This window comes from Conyzicola sp. (assembly GCF_057073975.1).
On sequence record NZ_JBXMIS010000071.1, the window covers coordinates 1 to 22927 of the forward strand.

Here is a 22927-nt window from a genome sequence, read left to right on the forward strand (position 1 = left end):
CTGAGCTCGATGACATGCTGCGCGGCTCATTCGCCCGCATCGCGGAGCCTGGTGACCCCACCGGTGTCGCCGCCGCCATCCAGTCACGGGTGGACTCCGGCGACACCGGTACTCCTGCCAGCTCGAGCGGCTTCGGCGGCGGTTCGTGGCTGCCGTGGATCGGCCTCGTGGTGGTCGTGGCGATCACCGGAGGCGTCGTAGGAGCTAGCGGCATGCTCGCTCCGCCTGTGCAGGAGCAGAGTTCCATTTCTGCCCGACCGGCGACCTCCGCAACACCGTCGGCAGAGCCGTCCCCGAGCGCCACCCCGAGCGCAGCTCCGAGCGAGGCACCACCTCCACCAACCGCGGAGCCGACAGCCGCGCCCGCGCCGCCGAAGCCTGTTCCGGTGGCCGACACGGTCGCGCCGACCCTCGCCAACGCCTCGGCATCCCCGTCGTCGGGAGTGTGCGCCGACGATGGATACGCGGCCTATTACCCGATCACCTCATCGATCGCGGTATATGCCGCCGATGCCGTTGGTGTCACGGGCGTACATGTGTCGTGGCCAATGGCGGCGGCGGCCGGTCAGGATGAGATGGCGGGCGGCCCGGCGAACTGGTCCTATTCCTACAATCCGGCGCAGTCCACCCCCGACGGAGTCGTCGTACTAACCCTCCAGGCACGGGACGCGGCCGGTAACCTCAGCGCCCCCGTGACCACTACCGTCGATGTGATCGCCGCCGGATCCTGCCTCATCTAGCCGATGCCCAAGGCGCACCCGCTAGCGTGGTCGCGTGCCAACCATTCGCATCGCCGCCGCTGTGATCGTGGATGCTGACGGTCGCATCCTGCTCGTGCGCAAGCGCGGAACGACGGCGTGGATGCAGCCCGGCGGCAAGGTCGAGCCCGGTGAGCACCCGGCCGACACGCTCGCGCGTGAGCTATACGAGGAGCTGGGTCTTCGCGTCGATGCTGCCGGCTTCGATCACTGGGGCCGCTTCGAATCCGCCGCTGCCAACGAGCCGGGCCATCTCGTCGACTGCGACATCTACGCGGTCGCTATCGACACGGTTCCGGTCGTCGCCGCCGAGATCGAGGAGCTGCGGTGGGTCGCCCTCGACGCCACGGGGATCACCATCGCGCCTCTCGCGCTCGAGCACGTCTGGCCGCGGCTGCTGGGGAGCTCGTTCGACCGTTAGTGACGCGGGGCGGGCGGTTCCGTGCCGGGGTCGTGGGGCACGGCCGGGGCATTCCAGGTCTGCGGCGCCTGCCCGTCGGTCGGCTGCTGCACCTGGCTGGGGAACTGCGGGATGCCCGGAATGGGCGGCCCGAGCACCGGCTCAGCGGTGACCGGCGGCGGCGTGTACGACGGGTAGGCCTGCCCGGGCTGCGGGTACTGCTGGCCCGCAACGGGGCTGACGAATTGAGCCACCGGAGCGGCGGTTGCCCCGAAGGCGGAGCGCAGCACACCGAAGCAGCCGAGTATTCCGAAGGCGATGGCGATTCCGAGGGAGAGCAGAAGGCCGCCATCGGGGTCAGTGACATAGGCGGTGAAGATCTGCGCGAAGTTGGGGTTGTTCAGGGCTTCGATTGGCCCGACCCCCGTGACGCTGCCGATGCCGTTGGCGACATCCGCGACGAGTCCGGCGATGATCGAGACGGCAAGGGTCACGATGGTGATGATCGCCACGCGCACGGCACCGGCTCGGCCCATGGTTCCGCCAGAACCGAGCTTGTAGAGGAACATGGCGAGATAGGCGACGGCGAAGGTCACGATCGATGCGATGAATCCGAGAGTCCAGACGAGCACCCACACGATCACCCCGACGGGCAGGGCGAGCAGGGCGACGACCGTGCCCCTGTTGACGTCTTCGACGGGCGCGTCGGGCTGGTAGGTGCTCATGGATCCCTCACTTATCGGTGTTCGCCAACGCTATCGGGCTGGCAGCGCGGGCACCAGTAGACGTCGCGCTGGATGAGGGGAGTCGGGCCGAGCTGGCCCGTGCGAATGCGGGTGCCGCAGCGAAGGCACGGCTTGCCGCCGCGACCGTAGACGTATGCCCGCTTTGCCGGGCGGAGGTCTCCTGTGGTCGTGCGGGTCGACCGACTCTTGTTCGCGTCGATCAGCCGGTGCGCGAGGGTGACCATGCGCGCGATGTCTACCTGGCCGACGGGCGTGGTGGGGGCGGCCCCGATGAGAAAGCAGAGCTCGTTGGCGTAGACGTTGCCGATGCCGGCCAGGTTGCGCTGCTCCAGCACGGCGACGAAGACCGGCACCTCTGGATCGCGCAGCAGGCGCTCGGCGGCCAGCGCCGCATCCCAGTCGGGGCCGAGGAGGTCGGGGCCGAGATGGCCGACCGCATTCTCCTCTGTGCCGCGCTCGAGCACCTCGATGGTGCCGAGGCTGAAGCCGACGGCCGTCCAGTCGTGCGTGCCGATGATCGCGCGCGCCTGCCACTCCGGCCGCTGCCACCGCGACTCCGGACGGTACAGGTGCCACGAGCCCTCCATCTTGAGGTGCGAATGGATGCTGTACTCGCCGATGCGCATCAGCAGGTGCTTGCCGCGGCTCACCACCTCCTCGACGACCTGCCCGGTGAGGTCGACCGTGGCGAACGCCGGAACCCGGATGTCGCACCGCGTCACCACCGCCCCCGCGAGGGCCGCGTTGAGGTTGTGGGCCGAGAGCCACACGGTGTCGCCCTCAGGCATGGAGTCTGAGCCCTTGCGGGTTGATGGCGAACCCCGCCGCGACGAGGGCGTTGCCGAAGGGTGTGCCGATGACGAAGTCGCCGTTGACGGTGTCGATGCGCAGTTTCGCCAGCGACTCCCTCACAACGCGGGCGAGGTCGACGGTGGCGAGGGCCAGCTGCTGCTCGTCGTCGGTGAACACGAGCGCCGTCTTGCCGCCGCGCTCGAGATAGAGCGCGAGCTCGCCGTCGACGAGCACGACGAGGCCACCCGCTTTGCGGCCAGGTCGATGCCCCTCGAGCTGCGGCCATGGAAGGGCCGCGCCGTAGGGGTTCGCCGGATCGGTCGCGGCGAGGGTCACAGCGGTCGGCTCGCGGCGGGCGATGCCATCGGTGCTGAAGCCGCGCAGCCGGTCGATCGTCGCGCCGGTGGCGAACTGGGCGGCGCCGAGTCCTTCGATGAAGTAGCCGCGGCGGGCGCGCCCGGTCTCCTCGAAGCCCGAGAGCACCTTGTAAGCGAGGGCGAATCCGCCGATGACGCCCTCGTTCATGACCGCGCCGCGGGTGACGACGCCGTGCCGCTCGAGCAGCTGTTCCGCAAGGGCCTTCGCCCTGACGGTGCTGTCGCCGGCGGCGACAGGCAGCAGTGACCACCGGCCGCCCACGCTCGGAGGGCCGCCCGTGTTCGGCACTGTCATCCGGCCGCGGTATGCCCGCACGCGCGGGGTTCTCGTGGTCTTGGCCCTGCCCCCGAGGTAGGAGCGCAGTGGTGCGAGGGTGTCGTTGGTGACGAGGCCGGCCCAGACCAGGTCCCACAGGGTCTGCTGCAGTGCCTTGTCGTCGGTGCTTCCGACCGCGCCCGCGAGCTGACGGAAGAAGAACGCGCCCCCGCCGGCGAGGGCATCGAGCACCCGTGCCTCGTCGGCAGTGCGCTCCTCGTCGATGCGAAGCGGCAGGGTCAGCGTCGCCGAGCCGGCGAGGTGAAGGCTCACCCGCCCGTCGTTGCCGGGCAGGCCGCCGTCGCCAGACCACAGCACCTCGCCCGTGAGCATGAGCTCGTCGAGCATCGCCGGCGAGTAGTCGCGCACGCGCGCTGGCAGCACGAGAGATTCCCAGATGGATGCCGGCAGCGCGACCCCGGCGAGCTGGTCGACCACCTGCGCAACGCCATCCACTCCTCGCAGCTGCTTGCCAACGTGCTGCCACACCGGAAGGAACCGCGCGAAGGTCGCGCCGTCGACGGGCTCGACCTCGTGCCGGAGGGCGGCCAGCGATCGACTGCGCAGGCGGCGCAGCACCTCGGCATCGCACCACTCTGTGCCGCTCGCGCCGGGGCGGAACTCTCCCTCGAGCACGCGGCGCTCGCTCGCGAGTCGCTTGAGGGCGGTGAGCACGACGGCGGTGCCGAGCCCGAACCGCGCGGCAACCTCGGCCACCGTGAAGGGAGTGTGGGTGCGGGCGTAGCGCGCGACCAGATCGCTGAGCGGGTCGGCTACGGGCTCGAGGAACGCGACGGGAACCCCGATGGGAACAGGGGTGCCGAGGGCGTCGCGCAGCCGACCGGCATCCTCGGCGATCGCCCAGCGCGGCTCGCCCGCGATCGTGACGGAGAGCACGCGGTTGCTGCGCTTGAGCGCGTCGAGAGCGCGCGGTATCTCGGCGGATTCGACGACCGAACGCGCCTCGATCTCCTCCACCGACAGCGGCCCGAGCAGCCGCAGCAGGTCGACGATGCCCTCCGCGCCTTTCGCCTTGCGGTCGTCGGCAAGGCGCTGCAGCTCGAGCCCGAGTTGCTCCATGACGGCGGGGTCGAGCAGCTCGCGCAGCTCGGCGCGGCCCAGCAGCTCTGACAGCAGAGTGGGGTCGAGCGACAGGGCGGCGGCGCGGCGCTCGGCGAGCGGGGAGTCACCCTCGTACATGAACGAGGCGACGTATCCGAACAGCAGCGACCGCGCGAAGGGCGACGGCGACTCCGACTCGACCTCGACGATGCGGATGTCGCGCCGCTCGATCTCAGCCGTTACCGCCGTGAGCGCTGGTAGGTCATACACGTCTTGCAGAACCTCGCGCACCGTCTCGAGAACGATCGGAAAGCTCGGGTACTTGCGGGCGACATCCAGCAGCTGGGCGCTGCGCTGGCGCTGCTGCCACAGCGGCGAGCGCTTGCCGGGGTTGTAGCGCGGCAGGAGAAGGGCCCGCGCCGCGCATTCGCGGAATCGCGAGGCGAACAGCGCGGAGCCGCCGACCTCGCTCGTGACGAGCTGCTGCAGCTCTTCGTTGTCGAAGACGAAGAGCGAGGCACCCGGCGGCTCCGCATCGGTGTCGGGGATGCGAACGACGATGCCGTCGTCACTCGCCATCGCGGCGCCCTCGACCCCGAGACGCTCGCGGATGCGCGCGCCGACCGCCAGCGCCCATGGCTCGTGCACCGGCCGGCCGAAGGGGGAGTGCAGGATGACGCGCCAGTCGCCGAGCTCGTCACGGAACCGCTCGACAACGAGGGTCTTGTCGCTCGGCACGTAGCCGGTCGCTGCCTTCTGCTCCTTGACGAAGGCCTGCAAGTTCTTCGCAGCGCGCTCGTCGAGGCCGATGTCACCGAGGTTCGGGGGGCTCGTCGAGTCGAGGCCTCGCGCGAAGGCGCCGATGGCGCGGCCGAGCTCCACGGGGCGCCCGAGGCCGTCACCGTGCCAGAACGGTGCACGGGCCGGAACGCCGAAGGCGGGCGAGACGAGCACCCGGTCGTGGGTGATGTCCTCGATGCGCCAGCTCGTCGTGCCGAGGGCGAAGACGTCGCCGACGCGCGACTCGTAGACCATCTCCTCGTCGAGCTCGCCGACGCGCATGCCGGTCGGCCGCGCCTCGTTCTCTGACCCGACCATGAAGACGCCGAACAGGCCGCGGTCGGGAATCGTGCCGCCGCTCGTAACGGCGAGGCGCTGGGCGCCGGGGCGGCCGCTGAGCTCGCCGGAGACGCGGTCCCAGACGATGCGCGGCCGAAGTTCGGCGAACTCGTCGCTCGGATAGAGCCCGCTGAGCAGGTCGAGCGTGGCTTCGAAGGCGCTCCGCGGCAGTGCGGCGAAGGGCGCGCTGCGTCGCACGGTCGTCCACCACTGCTCGATGTGCACCGGCTCGAGCGCGACGGCGGCGACGGTCTGCTGCGCGAGGATGTCGAGGGGGTTCGCCGGAACAGCGAGCGACTCGATCTGGCCGGCCAGCATCCTCTCCGCTGCGACCGCGGTGTGCAGCAGGTCGGCGCGGTGCTTCGGGAACATGACACCGCGAGAGGTCTCACCGACCTGGTGACCGGCGCGGCCGAGACGCTGCAGACCGCTCGCGACGCTCGGCGGGCTCTCGACCTGCACGACGAGGTCGACGGCGCCCATGTCGATGCCGAGTTCGAGGGATGACGTTGCGACGACGCAGCGCAGCCGGCCTGACTTCAGGTCGTCCTCGATGATCGCGCGCTGCTCCTTCGACACCGAGCCGTGGTGTGCGCGGGCGAGCAATCCGCCCGATGAGCCGATGGTTCCCGATTGCCCAGGCATGTCTGCCGCGCGCTCCGGTTGAGACCGCGGAGCCGGAGGCTCCGCGGCGCTGGCGTCGCCGTGGAGGCCAGAAATGGCCTCCACTCCAAGCTCCAAGCGCGCGTCGTAGATCTCATTGAGCCGCCCCGTCAGCCGCTCGGCCAGCCGCCGCGAGTTGGCGAACACGATGGTCGACCGGTGCCCGAGGATGAGGTCGACGATCCCCTCCTCGACGTGCGGCCAGATCGAGCCCTGCGGCTGGTCGCCCGCGGTGGAACCCTCGCGCTGCGGGGCCGTGCCGAGCTCTGTCATGTCGTCCACCGGCACGACGACGCGCAGGTCGAACTTCTTCTGCGACGCCGGGGCGACAATCGCGCACGGGGCGTTGCCGGCGAGGAAGCGCGCGACCTCCTCGCGCGGGCTCACCGTTGCCGACAGCCCGATGCGCTGCGCTGGCGCCCTGAGCAGATCGTCGAGCCGCTCGAGCGAGACCGCGAGGTGCGCTCCCCGCTTGGTCGCTGCCACGGCGTGCACCTCGTCGATGATGACCGTGTCGACTCCCGCGAGCGTCTCGCGCGCCGCGCTCGTGAGCATGAGGTAGAGCGACTCTGGAGTCGTGATCAGGATGTCGGGAGGCAGCCGCGCGAGCAGCCGCCGGTCTTGCGAGGTGGTGTCTCCCGATCGCACGCCGACCGTCACGTCGGGAACCGGCACCCCCAGCCGCCGCGCGGTCTGGGTGATGCCGACGAGCGGCGCGCGCAGGTTGCGCTCCACGTCGACGCCGAGCGCCTTGAGGGGCGAGATGTAGAGGATGCGGGTGCGCTTCTTCGGCTCGGCGACAGCGGGCGCGCTGGCAAGGCGGTCGAGCGCCCAGAGGAACGCCGCAAGGGTCTTGCCCGATCCCGTCGGAGCGACCACGAGCGCGTGCGCTCCGGTCGAGATTGCATCCCACGCGCCGAGCTGCGCGGCCGTCGCCTCGGGGAAGGCGCCGAGGAACCACTCCCGCGTGGCGGGGGAGAAGCGGTCGAGCACGCTTTTCTTCCCGACGGAGGCCATCATCCAATTCTCCCGGTCACGACTGACGTTCCGCTGGGGCTTGCGCCCCATCCTCTCTCGGCTCCCTCCCCATTCCGAAATGACGGAGACCGGGAGGGTGGAGGGTGCTGGATCCGCGTCGCGCCACTGCCAACCTTTCGAAGCTCCGTCATTTCGGAAAGGGAGAGGGGGCTGGGAGTGAGGAGAGCGCGGGCAGCGGAGGGGCCTACAGGTGCCCGGAGATGAAGCTCGCGATGTCGGTGAGCTCGTCGCGCGAGATGCCGTGGGCGAGATCCTCGTAGACCCGCGTCGTCGTCTCGGCATGGCGGGGCAGCCAGAGCGACGTCCAGTCGATGGCCGGCCCGGGGATCACCCGGTCGACGGTGCCGCGCCCCCAGAACACCGGGGGCCGAACCGCGGCGAGGGCCGGGTCCCCCGGGTGGTCGGCTCCCACGACGAAGCCCGAGAGCATGACGGTGTAGGCGATGCGCTCCGGGGCCAGCCGAAGCACCTGCAGCGCGGTGGCGCCGCCTTGCGAGAAGCCGAGGATGCCGACCTGCGTCGACTCCGTCGTGTCCAGCCAGTCGAGCACGGACTGCGCCGCCGCATCCGCCAGCCCCTCCATCGCCTCGGCCGGCGTGTCCGCGGTCAGCGGGAACCAGGCGTTGCCCGGCCCGGCGCGCAGCGGTGCGCGAAGGGATGCGATCACCGGGTCGAGGGGAAGCCCCGGCGCGAGACTGAAGAGGTCGCCCTCGTGCGATCCGTAGCCGTGCAGCAGCACGAGGAGCGGACGCCCCGCGCGCTCGCGCTCGGGGGCCGACCAGAGAACGGCATCTGCGTCGATCGTCATGGGCACTCCCTAGGCTGACGGCATGGGCACCGACTCCGACAATCCTTCCACCCCGATCGTCGCCGTGCTGCGGCGCGCCATTGTGGCCGCCGACCCGCGCGTTGCGGAGAACGTCAAGTGGAACTCCCCGAACTTCACCGTCGACGGGGCCGATCGGGTGACGCTGCGGCTCAACCCGAAGGGCGGCGTGCAGGTGATCCTGCACCGTGGTGCAAAGAAGGACGACTCGGCATTCGAGGTCGACGACCCGACGGGCATGCTGGAGTGGCGCGGCCACGACCGCGCGATCCTCGCCGTCGCCGACGAGGCGGAGGCGACGGCCGTTGCCCCCGCGCTGACGGAGCTCGTGGCCCGTTGGCTCGCGGCGTAACGCCGCCGCAATGACGAGCAGGTAAGAATGGAGTCATGAGCTCTGTAGGCACCCCTGATCCCAACTCCGGCTGGCTGTCCGACGAGGAGCTCGCCGAGACCCGCCGGCGACTGCCCATCCTCTACGTCGAGGCGGTTCCGGTGCGCGTCGACGGATCGGGCATCGTGACAGAGGTCGGCATCCTGCTTCGTGCGAACTCCGCCGGCTCCATCACCCGCACCATCGTCTCCGGCCGTGTGATGTTCGGTGAGACCCTCCGCAACGCGCTCTACCGCCACCTGGAGAAGGACCTCGGGGCGATGGCCTTCCCGCAGCTGCCACCGAGCCCCGTGCCGTTCTCGGTCGCCGAGTACTTCCCTTTTCCCGGCATGAGCCAGTTCAGCGACGCACGGCAGCACGCCGTCTCCCTCGCCTACGTGGTGCCGGTGACCGGCACGTGCGACCCGCGGGAGGACGCACTGGAGCTCACCTGGATGTCACCGATGGAAGCAGCGAGCCCGGGCGTGGCCGCCGAGATGGAGGGTGGTCGCGGCGCGCTGCTCAAGGCCGCGCTTGCCTCAGTCGGGCAGCTCTACTAGCGCTACCGCGCCATCCGAATCTCTGGCAGCTCCGCGCCGAACAGCGTGCCGACGCGGCGCACGGAGTCGGGAAAGAACTTCTGCTTTCGGTAGAAGGCCTGGGTCGCGCGGTTGTCCTCCGCGATCCACAGGTAGTCGGCGTCGGCGAAGCGCAGCAGGGTCTTGCCGATCGACGACCGGCGGTGCTCTGGGGCGACGTAGATGAAGTAGAGCTCTCGCCCGAGTTCGTAGCCCGGCTCCCGGCCGGGGCCGACCCCGGCGAAGCCCACGATCTCGCCGTCGACCTCGGCCACATACTGCACGTAGTCGGCCCCACGCGAGATGAAGCGGGCCCACAGGGCTGTCATGGTCGGCGCATCGAGCGAGGCGAGAACCTCGGCCGACAGGACCGCGGAGTAGAGCTCGCTCCACACTGCAGAGTGCAGCTCTCCCAGTCGCGGGATGTCGCCCTCTGCCACCTGCCTTGTCACCACTGCCATGCCCCCGATTCTACCGGCCAGCGACGATGGTGACAGAGGCTCACGCCGCCTGGCGCACCAGCTTCAGCTCGGTCTGGTACGAGGATCCGAACAGCACGCCGACGCGGCTGCGGGGGCCTCGACCACGGGTCACCCGCACGATCTCCGGAACGAATCCCTCGGCCGCGTAGAACTTGCGCGTGCCCTTGAATTCCTCCCAGACCCAGAGGTACTTGGGGTCGGTGGCCTCGAGGAGGGCCGTGCCGATGCCCTGCTTGCGGTGCTCGGGAGCGACGTACATGAAGTAGAGCTCTGTCTCCTCCGCCATGTCGCGGTCGCGGCCAGGGCCGACGCCGACGAAGCCGACGACCTGGTCATCGACCTCGGCGACCCACTGGCGGTAGGCATCGCCGCGCGTCACGAACTTGGTCCAGAGGTGCTCCATGTAGCCGGGGTTGAGCTGTGCGATCACCTCGGGGGAGAGTGCCTTCGGGTACAGCTCGCCCCAGATGGAGGAGTGCAGGGCCCCGAGTGCAGGTGCATCCGAGAGTGTCGCTCGTCGAATAGTCGCTGTCATGGCCTCACGCTAGCGACGCGATATTGCGGTCCTGTTTCGGGGATGCGCCGATCACGCGAACGACTCACCCCCAGTTCGGGTGGGGCTTTCGGCCCCACCCGGGAGGATCAGCGGCCCGCTGGGCGGCGGTTGGAGCGCACGACCTGGCCGACGCGGATGGGTCCGCCAGAGGCCTGGGCGCGGCCGTTGCCACCACGCGGACGCGAGGGCGCCTGCTCTGCACGCGGAGCCTGCGCGGAGCGCGGCTCGATGCGACGCTCGCCGGTGACGGCGGGGCGCGCAGAACCGCTGGAACGCGCCGGGCGGCCAGAGCGATCGGTCCTGGCTGGCTGGCCTTCGCGGTTCGCGCGCTTGCGCTGGGCGTTGGCGCCCTGCGAGCGGCCGTGGCCACCCGTGCTGCCGGCGTTGTTGGTGCCGGTGCGCTCAGACGGCTTGACGTAGGCCGCGACCTCGCCGACGAGGGCCTTCACAGCATCGGATGCTGCGGTGACCTTCTGGGGAGTGACGCTGATGGCCGCCTTGCGCAGCAGCGCCTCGGTGTCCTTGCGCTGGGCCGGGAGCATGATCGTGACGACCTCGCCCTCCTTGCCTGCGCGGGCGGTGCGCCCGGAGCGGTGCAGGTATGCCTTGTGCTCTGCGGGCGGGTCGACATGGATGACGAGCTCGATGTCGTCGACGTGCACGCCGCGGGCTGCGACATCCGTTGCCACCATGACGCGGGCCTCGCCGGCGGAGAATGCGGCAAGGTTGCGGTCGCGCTGCGGCTGGCTCAGGTTGCCGTGCAGGTCGACGCTCGGAATGCCGGCCTCGGTGAGTGCCTTGGCGAGCTTCTTGGCGTGGTGCTTGGTGCGCATGAACAGGATGCGGCGGCCGGTGCCGGAGGCGAGCGTGCGGATCAGCTCGTTCTTGGCCTCGACACCCTCCACCTCGAACACGTGGTGGGTCATCGCGGAGACATGGCTCGTCGCCTCGTCAACGGAGTGCAGCACCTCGTTGTGGAGGTAGCGACGAACCAGCTTGTCGACGCCGTTGTCGAGCGTCGCGCTGAACAGCATCCGCTGTCCGGTCTGCGGAGTCTTGTCCATGATGCGGGTGACGACGGGAAGGAAGCCGAGGTCGGCCATGTGGTCGGCCTCGTCGAGCACGGTGATCTCGATGGCGTCGAGCGCGACGAAGCCCTGCTTCATGAGGTCTTCGAGGCGGCCGGGGCAGGCAACGACGATGTCGACTCCGGCCTTGAGGGCCGCGACCTGGCGCTGCTGCGAGACGCCGCCGAAGATCGTGGTGCTCTTGAGGCCGTAGGCGGCAGCAAGGGGCTCGATGACAGCGGTGATCTGCGTGGCGAGCTCGCGGGTCGGAGCCAGCACGAGGGCGAGCGGCCGACCGGGGCGGCGCTGGCCACCGGCGAGCTTGCCGCCGAGGCGTGCCACGAGAGGAAGCGCGAAGGCGAGCGTCTTGCCGCTGCCGGTCTTGCCTCGGCCGAGCACGTCGCGCCCGTTGAGGGTGTCGGGCAGGGTGTCGAGCTGGATGGGGAATGGCTCCGTCTTTCCCTGTGCAGCAAGCACGGAGACGAGGGGAGCGGGCACGCCGAGCGTGCCGAAGGTTGTTTCAGACAAAGAAGTACCTAAGGGTTTTCATGCCGGGACTGATCCCGGTGTGGTGGCGAAGGCGGCAATGGCCGACATCGTTCGCCGTTGCAAATGCGGGAATCCGACTGCACTGGAAGTGCAGCACCGGAGAATGCGTTCAACGACGCAGGGAGACCAACGCGGTCTCGCAAGTTCCCCCACCCTAGCAGAACCCCCTTGACTGGGGCCGTCGCGGCCCTTTTTCCCACTGCATGAGAACGCATAGGGTGAGGGAAGCTGGCGATGCCAGTGGCACCGGCTTTCCCGAGTCGCTGCCGTTGACCTGAGTACTCGCGTAGGGGCACCTAGCAGCACCCTTCGTTGGAAACAACGTACGCGACCGTTGTTTTCGAGGACCCGACATGCCTGCCGAGCGCCGCTTCCGCGCCCCACGACTGACGCTGATGGGTCGGTCGCGACTTCTCGGTGCCGTTGCCGTCGGCGTCGCGGTGGCTCTCCTCTCCCCGGTGTTCGTCGCCGTGCCCGCCGCCTCAGCGGCAGAGCTCGTTCCCGTCGTGATCGACCTCTCGAAGACCGTCGACGTCTCGACGCCGAGCCCGCGGTCTGCCGGCCAGAACGTCTCATACAACTTCACCATCACCTGCTCGTCGACCCAGACCGACTGCGTCAACCTGCAGCTCACCGACTCCTTCCCCGCTCCCCTCGTCTTCACGAGTGTCGCGCCCAACGCCAAGTACATCGTCACGGCAGCGCCCAACGGCTTCGTGCTCACGTTCCAGAGCGCCCTCGACGAGGGCGGCGTCGGCCTCGTCGCCGGTGAGACCGTGTCGTTCACCGCGATCGGACAGGTGCCGCCGGATGTCGACGCGAGCTTCGATGGCGACACCATCACCAACACCGCCTACGCCACCGTCGACAACCCGGACAGCAACAACCAGGATTCGGCCGACGTCGTCATCACATCGCCCTTCGTTCCCGGTGTCGCCGTCTCCAAGACCGCATCACCGGAGTCGGTGAAGGCCTTCCCCAACCAGGCCGTCGATTTCGCGCTCTCCGCCACCAACCAGTCGAACGCGGGGGTGACGGCACTCGTCATCCAGGATCCCGCCACCTTCCCGAGCAACGCCTACGACTACGTGGCGGTGACCGGCATCTCCGGCCTCGTCAAGCCGACCGCCTCGAGCCTCGTGCTCGTGGAGTGGACGGCCGACGGATCCACGTGGCTGCCCGTCGACGACGACGACAACCCGGATGCCGCCCAGCCTTCCGCGAGCCCAACCCTGACGTCGTCGCGCGTCGGTGCACCGCTCGCGTCGATCGAGGGCCTGCGCTTCACCTTCACCGAGCCGGGCACCGCGCTCATCCCGCGGGGTGCGACCGCAGGCGTCACCATCGCGACGACCACGACGGTCGACGTCGACAACATCACCGTGCCGTTCACGGCGACCAACATCGTCTCTGCGCGCGTTGCCACCGGCACCGCGCCGGCGCTGTCGTACTACCCCGTGGTGACGGCTCAGGACACCTATGAGATCGTTCCCGCCGACATCGCCCTCGTTCCTGGCAAGTCGTTCAGCGACAACGACGTCGTCGGCGGCGAGAACGTCGTCGTCACGCTCTCCGGCCAGAACGGCGTCGACTACGACCTCGACCGGCTCTCCATCACCGAGCCGGGCGTCAACCCCGGCGCGACCTCGCTCGCCGACCAGGGCCTCGAGTTCGTCGGCTGGAACGACGCGTCGATCGAGTGGCCGAATGGTGCGACCTCCGTCGACGTGACCTGGGTCTACACCACCGGCCTGCCGACCACATCCTCGACGCTTGGCTCCACCACCGTCGACCAGCTGCCCGACCCGAACCCCGGCCAGAACGTCGAGAGCTTCGTCGTCACCTTCCACGGGCTCATGGGCGACAACGCGCTCGCGGTCGTGCCATTCGTCGCGCACACCCTCCCCGTCGTCGTGGCGAACGTCACAGAGACGAACACCATCACGGTCGATGCCCACTCCGTCGACGACGAGACAGCCACGGCTGACGCGAGCGACGACCTCACCCGTCGCAGCGTGCGCATCAACACGACCATCTCCAAGACCGTGTCGCCGGGGCTCATCTACGCCAACCCCGGCGCGGCGATCCTCGTCTCGCTTCCCTCGCAGGTCGCTCCCGCCCCCGTCGGTGTCGGCGACACCGGTGGCTCGACGATCGGCGTAGAGAGCTTCGTCATCAGGGACGTCGACGCAGACTTCTGGGATGCCTTCGATGCAGTCTCGATCATCGGCACCGCGGTTCCCAGCGGGTCACGGCTCACCATCCAGTACACGACCGATGGCGGCGGCAGCTGGACAGACCTGCCGGGCGCGGTCGGCCTGAGCGGGCCGTCGACGTACGGCGGAGCGATCCCCGGCGCGATCTCTGATGCAGCCAACGGCATCCAGTTCGTCTACACCCCCTCGATCGCCACCCCGCTGCTTCCACCGGGGTTCAGCGTGCAGCCCAACATCCGCGCGACGCTGCGCAGCGAGCTGCGCAGCGCTCCCGGAACCCTTGTCGTGCCCGGTCTCCTCGACGTCGTGCTCGTGAACGACGCGACCGCGACGGTCGTCAACGCCAGCGCGACGCCGTCGGAGGTCACCGCGACGGATCCGGCAACCGTCACGCTGCGACCGCTGCCACCCGGGGGCGGCCCCGGCTACGACCAGATCGAGAAGGTCTGGAACGACGACTACGTGCAGGCGCGCTCCTCAGAGCAGGCCTCGGCAACCATCTCGTGGGGCACCGCTGGCCTCGAGTACGACCGTGTGGTCATCTCCGACATGGCGGATGACACCCTCACCGCGGTCGGCGACCCGTCGCTGGCCGCCGTGGCGAGCTCGGTCTACGACGCATTCGACCTCGTGCGCATTCCTGCGATCACCTCGGCACAGGATCCGCTGATCGCCTACGACCGCGTCGTCGCGGTCGAGCTCTTCCGCACGGGAACCGGCTCCTGGGTGCCCATCGCATCCAACCCCTGCGCCGGCACCGCCTGCTACGGAACCTTCCCCGGTGCCACCTTGTCGAGCGCTGAGCGGGCCGACACCATCGGCGTGCGCCTCGTGTTCGCAGAGAACCCGAACCGCACAGAACCGGGTGCCTCGAACCCGGCCGCCCCGCCGGTCGGCTCTGGTGTGGCAGCGACGGTCGACCTCGACCGCGATGTGACCCTGCTGTTCGAACTGCGCATGGTTCGCCGCTCGAGCACCGATGCTGTGCTCGGCCAGACCCGGCACGCGCAGTACAACGCCTATGACGGCGACGAGGCGACAGAGGGGCTCGTGCTCAACACGGCGAGCCTCGATGCGATCGATGGCTCGACCGTGCTCTTCCACGAGGAGGACGGCGACACGATCACCATCCTCGACAGCCCGATCAACCTCAACGTGACCAAGACCTGGGTAGACGGCCCGCTCGGCCGGCCAACCCCGGGCTCCGGAGTGCCGCAGGCGCTCTACCCTTCCGCCCTCATGACGGTCACCGCGCAGAACGCCTCCGACGTGCCGGTCGACGAGCTCTCGCTGACCGAGCCGACGATGACAGCACCAGAGCCCTCGCCGTTCGACTTCGTCACCATCACGCACATCGCCGGCACCCCAGGCACGAGCTCCTCGTCGATGGTCGTGCTGACCAAGAGCGGCGTGGATGACCCGGCTATCACGCTCGCGGCCGCCACCGCCCTCTCTCCCGCAGCCCTCGTCGACGTGACCGGAATCACCCTCACCCTCGACGGCCCCGTGCCGAGCGATGCCACCATCGGCCTGCAGCTGAACACCCAGCTTCGCGAGTTCGTGCGGGGAACCAGCACGCCAGTGCCCCTCGACACCGTGCTCAACCGGGTGACCGGTTCGATCGTCGACCCCGGCGGCCTGCAGACGCCGGTGTTCCCATCCACCGACAACGTGCTGCTCGGCACCGCGACGGCGTCGATCGACATCGTCGCCGCGAGCTATGACGTGACGGCGACGAAGACGATCATCGCCGACACGACGTCGGCTGGGTCGTCGCCAGCCATCCAGTACGCGGGCAACTCCACGAACGCGACCGTTCGCCTCACGGGCCAGCCGAGTGGCTCGGCGCGCACCACCCGCATGGTGATCACCGATGACGAGCCGACCTTCTGGAACGCCTACAACTTCGTCGGGTTCGACTCGAGCGTCAGCCTTGTCACCCCGGTCAACCGCGTGCAGGTCGACCTGCTCATGGGCTCGAGTGTGTCGCACACGGGAGTCGACTACGACACGACCGCTGGCATCAGCTCGAGCTGCACCACGAACGCCGACCTCGACGCCGACTGCTGGCTCATCGGCTCGCCGTCTGCGGGCTTCACGCTGCCGACCCTCCCGGGCGGCTACGTGCTCGGTGACGTTCGCGGCATCCGGTACACCTTCACCAAGGCCGACGGCACGACGTGGGAGCGCCCGTACAACCCGGTCGTCTCGGCAGGCTTCGTCGTCGACCGCCGCACCACCCTCGTCTCGCCGTCCGGCACCCCGGTTCCCTCGACACTGACGACGTTCGTCGCGACCCCGACCCCTGGACTCGTCTCGACACCCGCTCCTGGCGAGGCCGAGGCCGGCGTGTTCAGCAACACCGTGCAGGTCGTCGCGAGTGCGGCGACCACCCCGACCGGCCCGTCGCTGTGGTCGGCCTCCGACGAGGCGGCAGCGCAGATCCGCTTCCAGCACCTGCCCGCGCGCGTGACCGTGACGAAGACGCCGTTCGCGGCGCAGTCGCTCGGCTCCGACATCCCATACCGCATCGTCGTCACCAACTCCGGGTCGACCGCGGTGAACGCCCACGACAAGCCGCTCGGCGACCTCGTGATCGTCGACTCGATGGAGGTCGACGCAGGAGAGCGTCTTCTCGTCTTCCCGAAAGACCCGGACTCCGGCGTCGAGTACGACATAACGGTGCCGGCCGAGGCCGCGAACGTCGTCAGCTACCGTTTCGCCGACGCTGCCAATGTGACGCAGACCAGTGGACTGCCGTCGATCGCCATCACGGTCGGCCCGGTCGAGTCGGCGAAGCAGGATGTCACCTTCACGGTCGACCCGAGCTGGCAGATGCCGGTCGGCTGGTCGCTCACCATCACCATGCGCATGCAGTTCGCCGACCAGCTCGATGCCGGCCGCGAGGTGCTCAACGCCGCGACAGTGACCGCAGACCAGGTCTTCGACACCTGCAACTACACGACCGACGGCATCGACCCGCAGCAGACGGTCGGCATGAGCGAGTGCACCGCGACCACCAGGGTCTGGCCGCTGCCGAGCGCACCCGTGACGATCGTCAAGGGCGTGCGCGGGCTCGACGCTGGTCCGCTCGACGCGGCAGGCGACCCGATCGAGCAGACGCCGGGCGACCCGTACGACGACCTCGGAATCCTCAAGACCGTTCCCGCCAGCAAGGTCAACTGCGACGCCCCGAACGTCTCGACCGGCCTGCCGTCAGCGGCGGAGTACTACCGCTACCCCTGTGTTCCGATCACCCGCCCCGGCGGGTACGAGGAGTGGGCGAACACCTTCGTCAACGGCGGCAACATCGGCCTCAAGCGCCTCGTGGCTATCGACGTGCTGCCAGCTGCCAACGACCGGGGTGTCATCGTCAACGAGTCCCGTGGTTCCAAGTGGACTCCGACGCTCACGAGCTTCCCAGAGATCGTCAACCAGCCCGTCGGCTCCTCGTACGCGGTGTACTACGTGACCAACCGCGCGCTGGTGGCAACTCGGTGCAACGGCGCCGACATCCAGAACACGCTCGGGATGTCTCCGACGTCGTCACCGCCGATGACCACCGGATACCAGCCCTGCCTCACCTCGTCGGCCAACCCTGACGACATCGCAGAGCGCAACGCCGCGTGGACCCTGCTCGACCCGTCGATCGCAGACAACGACCCGCTGCTCGCGACGATCGTCGCCCTCAAGTTCGTGCTCGTCATGGACGCCGACCTCATCGATCCTGGCGAGAAGATCTCGTTCGTCTACCGCTCCCGCACGGCGGCCGCGATCGAGCTCGCCGAGTCGACGGTCAACCTCGACCGCGACTCGATCGCCTACAACTCGATCGCCGCTGCGGCGTCTGCGATGGATGCCGGCACCGAGGTTCCCAACCGGTTCGTCACCGAGCCGCGCAAGGTCGGTGTTGCAATGGCGACCGGAGAGATCCAGCTGTCGAAGGCCGTCGACGGACTTGCCAGCGCATTCGCCGGCACAGCGTTCAACATCAACCTCGCCTGCACCTCCACAGAGGACAACGTGCCGATCGCCGTGCTCAACGCCGACGGCACGCCCAGGTTCCCGGTCACGGTGGCGCGCGGCACGACCGTCGTCGTGCGCGGCCTCCCGCTCTACGCGAAGTGCGCCGTCTCCGAGGCCACCACCTACGGGCAGACGTCGACGACCATCTCCGCCCCGGTCGTGACCGCGCAGCAGGCAGAGACCTCTGCCTACGACGTGCACGACCCGAACCCGGTGTTCGGCCCGAGCCGACCAGACGTCGAGCTCTCGACGATCACCAACACCTACGACATGGGGCGTTTCACCGTGACGAAGGCCGTCACGGCGACCGGGCGCACGACCGAGGGCGGAACGACCGCCCCCGACTACAACAACTTCCGCATCTCGGTGAGCTGCACCTTCGACAACGGCACGACGACAGCCTCGGTTCTCTCAGTGACGAACCAGCTGCTGACTGCGACGGGCGCCACCGCGACGTACACCTCGCCCGACATCCCCGCCGGGTCTGTCTGCACCGTGACCGAGACGCAGCGCCGTGGCGCGACCACCATCAACTGGTCGCTGACCAACGGCCCGACGGCGACTCCGGTGACGACATCCGGCTCCGTGCCGACCACGGGCGGAACCGTCGGGCAGGTGCCGCCGTTCACCGTCTCCCGCAACGAGGGCACGACGGCGACGAACGCCATGACCATCACGAACAACTTCACCTCGTTCGCGCTCACCGTGAACAAGACAGTTGCGGGTGCCTGGGCGGCCAACCACAACGAGGGCTCGTTCACGGTCAACGTCACCTGCACGCTGAGCGCCAATGGCACGAGCGCGACCTCGTTCTCTGGTTCGGCGACCTTCACCTCGCCAGGCACGCTCACGCACGTGTTCAACAACATCGCGGCAGGATCCGTCTGCACGGCGAACGAGCCGGTGGCCAGTGCCGGCGGCGCCGTCGTGACCTACACCGGCAACGGCCAGACCATGTCGACCAACCGCACCACGACGGTCACCAACACCTTCAACAACGCAAGCCTCGCGGTGACGAAGACCGTGCAGTCGACGGCTGTCAACGGCGACGGAGACCCGGTCTACCTCGATGCGCCGTACGTCGCGACCGTCGCCTGCGTGTTCGGCCCGTCGAACACGCCCGTCTATGCGGCAGAGTCTCCCGCTGCCGATGCCGTCATCACCTTCACAGAGCTCGAGCTCGGGGCCGACCGCACGCACGTCGAGACGCTGACAGAGCTGCCGGCCGGAGCCACCTGCACGGTGACGGAGACATCGGCGACGCCGAGTGCGACGGGAACCAACGTCACCTACGTCGCCGTGACCTCCGGGTCGCCCTCCGGCAAGACGGCAACGTTCGTGCTCTCGCCGATCGGCACCCGCGTCAACACGGCCGTGATCAACAACAACTACGGCGTCGAGCACTTCATCGTCGAGAAGTCGCTCAACGGCGCGGGGGCCGCGCAGTTCGGCACCGGCCCGTTCGTCATCCACGTGACCTGCCTCGCCGGCACGGTCGAGACCTATGACGAGGATGTGACGCTGCCGCTGCCCGGCGGGGTCTACTCCTACGACATCGGCTCGCTCGCCGCCGGGTCGGAGTGCACGGCTGTCGAGTCGAACCTCGCCGCGACCGGTGCCGACGCACTGGTGTACCGCGACGGTGCGGGAACCGAGATCGCCGAAGGCACCCCGGTCGACGCCTCCGGCGCCAACCCGCGCATCGTCGTGGAGAACTGGTACCTCAGTGGCCAGGTGACCGTGAGCAAGGCCGTCGACGGCGCGGGAGCGAGCGACTTCGGGGCTGGTCCGTTCACCGTCGAGATCTCGTGCGAGCGCGACGGCGACGCCGTCACCCTTGTCAACCCGGTGCGGCAGGTCGACACGCTTGCCTCGACCGGCGGCATTCCATCGTCGGTTACCTTCACGGGCATCCCTACCGGTTCTGAGTGCACGATCACCGAGACCGACACCGGCTCGGCAACCACGACGACACTCGATGTCGACGGCGTCACCTCGCCCGCAACGGTCGCCTACGGCCCGTTCACGATCGAGACCGATTCGAGCGTTCTCGCCGACAACCAGGCGCAGGACTTCGGCACGGTGGCGTTCACGAACACCTTCGACGTCACCGGCCTCGAGGTCACCAAGCTCATCGACGGCGACGCGGTCGACGAGCAGGGCGACCCGATCAGCTACGGGCCGTTCCCCTTCGCCGTCGACTGCACGTTCAACGGCAACGATGTCTACGGCACCGGCTACAGCGACACCGTTCCTATGCAGGACTCGCTCGACGAGGGCGAGACCTGGGCGATCGCCGGGCTCCCCGTCGGCGCCGACTGCACGGTGACGGAGACCAGCCAGATGGATGCCGTCGACACGACGATCCTGACGACCTCCGGCGGCAGCGCCCAGCCCCTCGACTCCGACACAGCGACCTCGCTCGTGCTGGGCGCTTCTGACAACTCGACCGTCTTCACGAACGTCTACGACGTGGGAAGTCTCTCGCTGGCCAAGGTCGTCGACGGCGCCGCCCGCGACGACTGGGGCACTGCCGACTTCGAGATCTCCGTCGTCTGCACCATCACCGACGCCATGGGCTTCCGCACGGTCTGGGATGAGACCTACACCTTCGACAAGGACGACACCACCCCGGTCGACATCGTCGACCTCGTCGCCGACTCGACCTGCACCATCACAGAGACGACGACGGGAACGGCCACCGCGACGGTGATCGACGTCGACGGAGTGCAGACAACGGGCACTGTTGCGACGGCAGTCATCACGGATGACGTCGACCCGACAGTGGTCGTCGTCACCAACACCTTCGACTACACCTCGGTGGAGGTCACCAAGACCCGCTCCGGCGACGTCGGGTTCCTCGGCGACAACGCCTGGGACCTGTGGGGCGAGGGCCCGTTCGAGGTCACGCTGGAGTGCTCGTTCGACGGTTCGCCGATCGACATCCCCGGAGGTGCGACGCGGTCACTCGACGGCACCAACGGCTACCTTGCCTCCTACGAGCTGCTGCCCGTCGGGGCCGACTGCACCATTGACGAGACCGAGACCGGTGCTGCAAACGCAACGACGATCTCCGACCCGACCTTCACCACCACCGCTGGCGCATTCCCGGTGGATGTCGAGAACGAGTTCTACCTCGGCGACCTCTCGGTCACGAAGGCGTTCGCCGGCGACGGCAGCGGTGTCTACGGCAACACCGACTTCGAGATCACCCTGACCTGCGAGCGCGACATCAACGGCACTCGCGAGACCTTGCAGCTGGTCGACGACGGCGTGGCTGTGCTCAGCGACGGCAACGGCTACTCGTTCACCTACCGCGACCTCCCGGTCGGGGCGGAGTGCTCGCTCGAGGAGACCAACGCCGGCTACTCGACGCAGCAGACGATCGGCGCACCCGTCACGATCGAGCGAACGACCGTGCAGACGGTCGCGATCGACCTGCAGAACGAGTTCCTGGTCGGCGACATCGCGTTCACCAAGCAGATCCTCGGGGCGTTCTCCGCTCGCGCTGCCGGTAGCTTCGACGTCACCGTCGAGTGCTCGTTCGACGTCGCCGGAACCCCGACTCCGCTCGTGCTGCCTGGCGGGCCGACGGTCACCATCCGGGCTGGCGAGACGGTGGAGTTCACCGACCTTCCGGTCGACACGACCTGCGCGTTCGACGAGCTCGGCAACGGCGGAGCAGACCTCGGCATCTACTCGCTCAACGGCCTCGTGCTCGTCGGCAGCTCGATCGACCTCCCAGAGGGCGAGAACGAACTGACGCTGACGAACATGTACCTGCTCGCGCACAACGGCACCGACTCGCTCATGCTGATCCTCGCGGCGATGATCACCGCGGGAACCGGCATCGTCATCGTGGCGGCGAACCGCAGGCGGCGCGCCGGCCTCTAGCGGCCGTAGCGCTCGCCGACGGGGATCTCGACGTCGACGGTGTTGCCGTGCTGCGCGAGTGGGCACGCCCAGGCGGGGTCGTAGGCGCATGACGGGTTGTAGGCGAAGTTGAAGTCGAGCACGAGCGACCGCGGGGTCGAGCCCGGTCCGAGGTCGGCGCCCTTGACAGTGTCGAGCAGGTAGCGACCGCCGCCGTAGGTTCCGCCCGTGGTGCCGGCCAGGGCATCCTTGACGGGCACGAAGAGGCCGCCACCATAGGAGGCGAGCCGCCACACATCGAGGCTGCCGACCGAGGCGAGCTCCACGTGCCCGATGAGATCGAATGGCACGGTGCCGTCGGTACCGGTCTCGACCTCGATGCGCCTCGGCTCCACGGGCAGAACCTCGGCCTCGAACCGCCAGTCGGGGTTGTACGGGCGAACCTTGAGGCCGGTGAACGCGGCGAGGTCGTCGGCAAGCAACGGGCTGGATGGATGCTGCGCGAACATCCGGTCCCGCCCCCGCCTCCACAGATCGTGGGCTGCATGCAGGTCTGTCGCCGCGCGCACGGCGGCGTACAACGCGTGCGTCTGTCGGCGCCAGTCGGCAACCTGCAGAGCAGTGTCGACGGCGGCACTCACCAAGTGGGCGCCAGTCGACGGAGGCCGAACGCCCGCCACTGCCAGAAGAACCAGTAGACCGCCCACATCGGCAGCGTCAGGGGCCCCGCAGAGAACCGCAGCTGGTCGCGGTACAGCGTGCGTCCGTCGGGAAGGGCGCTCACCGCCATCTCGTGCCGCCACTGCGTCACGAGGCTGATCGGCCCACTCACGCCGATGCCGCCGTCGCGCATCACGCGCACTCCGTCGCGCCGCCGAGGGTAGCTGACGTCGATGCACTGGCGCCCGATGTCGACGAGCCCGAAGGCCCGCACGCTCACCAGGTGCTTGCCCTCCGGCCACTGGGCAGGAAAGCCCTCGTCTTCGAGGGACTCGAAGGTGGTGAATGGGAACGACACTGCCCGGAACACCTCTGGACTGCGGATCGCGTCCCACGCAGCGTCGGGCGTGCAGTCGAGCTCGAGCTTGAGAAGGATGCGCATAGGACAGTGTC

The 22927-nt window shown here is 68.8% G+C and carries 14 protein-coding genes; 5 read left to right on the forward strand and 9 right to left on the reverse strand.

Annotated features, from left to right (window positions below; genetic code table 11):
* Both AC14A7_RS06385 and AC14A7_RS06390 read left to right on the forward strand, forming a co-directional pair.
* A partial coding sequence (locus AC14A7_RS06385) for a hypothetical protein (RefSeq protein ID WP_484007332.1) occupies positions 1–740 on the forward strand: 740 nt, incomplete at its 5' end.
* Positions 741–774: 34 nt separating this feature from the next.
* A complete protein-coding gene (locus tag AC14A7_RS06390; protein ID WP_484007334.1) occupies positions 775–1179 on the forward strand; it encodes an NUDIX hydrolase in 405 nt (134 codons plus the stop codon).
* Here AC14A7_RS06390 and AC14A7_RS06395 read toward each other — a convergent pair.
* The 4 genes from AC14A7_RS06395 to AC14A7_RS06410 all read right to left on the reverse strand — a co-directional run bounded on the left by AC14A7_RS06395 (position 1176) and on the right by AC14A7_RS06410 (position 8079).
* On the reverse strand, positions 1176–1883 hold the full coding sequence (locus tag AC14A7_RS06395) for a hypothetical protein (protein ID WP_484007336.1): 708 nt from the start codon (positions 1881–1883) through the stop codon (positions 1176–1178). The genes AC14A7_RS06390 and AC14A7_RS06395 overlap by 4 nt on opposite strands.
* An 11-nt stretch (positions 1884–1894) precedes the next feature.
* Positions 1895–2692, reverse strand: a complete 798-nt coding sequence (locus tag AC14A7_RS06400; RefSeq protein WP_484007338.1) for a DNA-formamidopyrimidine glycosylase family protein — start codon at positions 2690–2692, stop codon at positions 1895–1897.
* Positions 2685–7253 (reverse strand): ATP-dependent helicase, encoded by a 4569-nt coding sequence (locus tag AC14A7_RS06405; protein ID WP_484007340.1) that lies wholly within the window; start codon positions 7251–7253, stop codon positions 2685–2687. Before AC14A7_RS06405 ends, AC14A7_RS06400 begins: the two co-directional genes overlap by 8 nt.
* Positions 7254–7455: 202 nt before the next feature.
* A complete protein-coding gene (locus tag AC14A7_RS06410; RefSeq protein ID WP_484007342.1) occupies positions 7456–8079 on the reverse strand; it encodes an alpha/beta hydrolase in 624 nt (207 codons plus the stop codon).
* Positions 8080–8101: 22 nt separating this feature from the next.
* Between AC14A7_RS06410 and AC14A7_RS06415 the strand changes: the two genes are divergently transcribed.
* On the forward strand, positions 8102–8449 hold the full coding sequence (locus tag AC14A7_RS06415) for a DUF1801 domain-containing protein (protein WP_484007344.1): 348 nt from the start codon (positions 8102–8104) through the stop codon (positions 8447–8449).
* A 35-nt stretch (positions 8450–8484) separates the two neighbouring features.
* A complete protein-coding gene (locus AC14A7_RS06420; protein WP_484007346.1) occupies positions 8485–9027 on the forward strand; it encodes an NUDIX hydrolase family protein in 543 nt (180 codons plus the stop codon).
* Between the two features lie 2 nt (positions 9028–9029).
* Here AC14A7_RS06420 and AC14A7_RS06425 read toward each other — a convergent pair whose 3' ends face one another.
* The 3 genes from AC14A7_RS06425 to AC14A7_RS06435 form a co-directional block, all read right to left on the reverse strand.
* Positions 9030–9506 carry an N-acetyltransferase family protein gene (locus tag AC14A7_RS06425; protein ID WP_484007348.1) on the reverse strand — a complete coding sequence of 159 codons (477 nt, stop codon included), beginning with the start codon at positions 9504–9506 and terminating at the stop codon, positions 9030–9032.
* Between the two features lie 40 nt (positions 9507–9546).
* Positions 9547–10062 (reverse strand): N-acetyltransferase family protein, encoded by a 516-nt coding sequence (locus AC14A7_RS06430; protein ID WP_484007350.1) that lies wholly within the window; start codon positions 10060–10062, stop codon positions 9547–9549.
* Between the two features lie 107 nt (positions 10063–10169).
* A complete protein-coding gene (locus AC14A7_RS06435; RefSeq protein WP_484007352.1) occupies positions 10170–11678 on the reverse strand; it encodes a DEAD/DEAH box helicase in 1509 nt (502 codons plus the stop codon).
* A 374-nt stretch (positions 11679–12052) separates the two neighbouring features.
* Here AC14A7_RS06435 and AC14A7_RS06440 point away from each other — a divergent pair, with 374 nt between their 5' ends.
* Positions 12053–21835 (forward strand): DUF5979 domain-containing protein, encoded by a 9783-nt coding sequence (locus AC14A7_RS06440; protein ID WP_484007354.1) that lies wholly within the window; start codon positions 12053–12055, stop codon positions 21833–21835.
* Here the strand turns inward: AC14A7_RS06440 and AC14A7_RS06445 are convergent.
* Complete coding sequence (locus tag AC14A7_RS06445) at positions 21832–22458, reverse strand: DUF1684 domain-containing protein (protein WP_484007356.1); 627 nt, start codon at positions 22456–22458, stop codon at positions 21832–21834. The genes AC14A7_RS06440 and AC14A7_RS06445 overlap by 4 nt on opposite strands.
* Entirely contained in the window at positions 22452–22916 is a 465-nt protein-coding gene (locus tag AC14A7_RS06450) for a hypothetical protein (RefSeq protein WP_484007358.1), read from the reverse strand. Before AC14A7_RS06450 ends, AC14A7_RS06445 begins: the two co-directional genes overlap by 7 nt.
* Positions 22917–22927 lie beyond the last annotated feature (11 nt).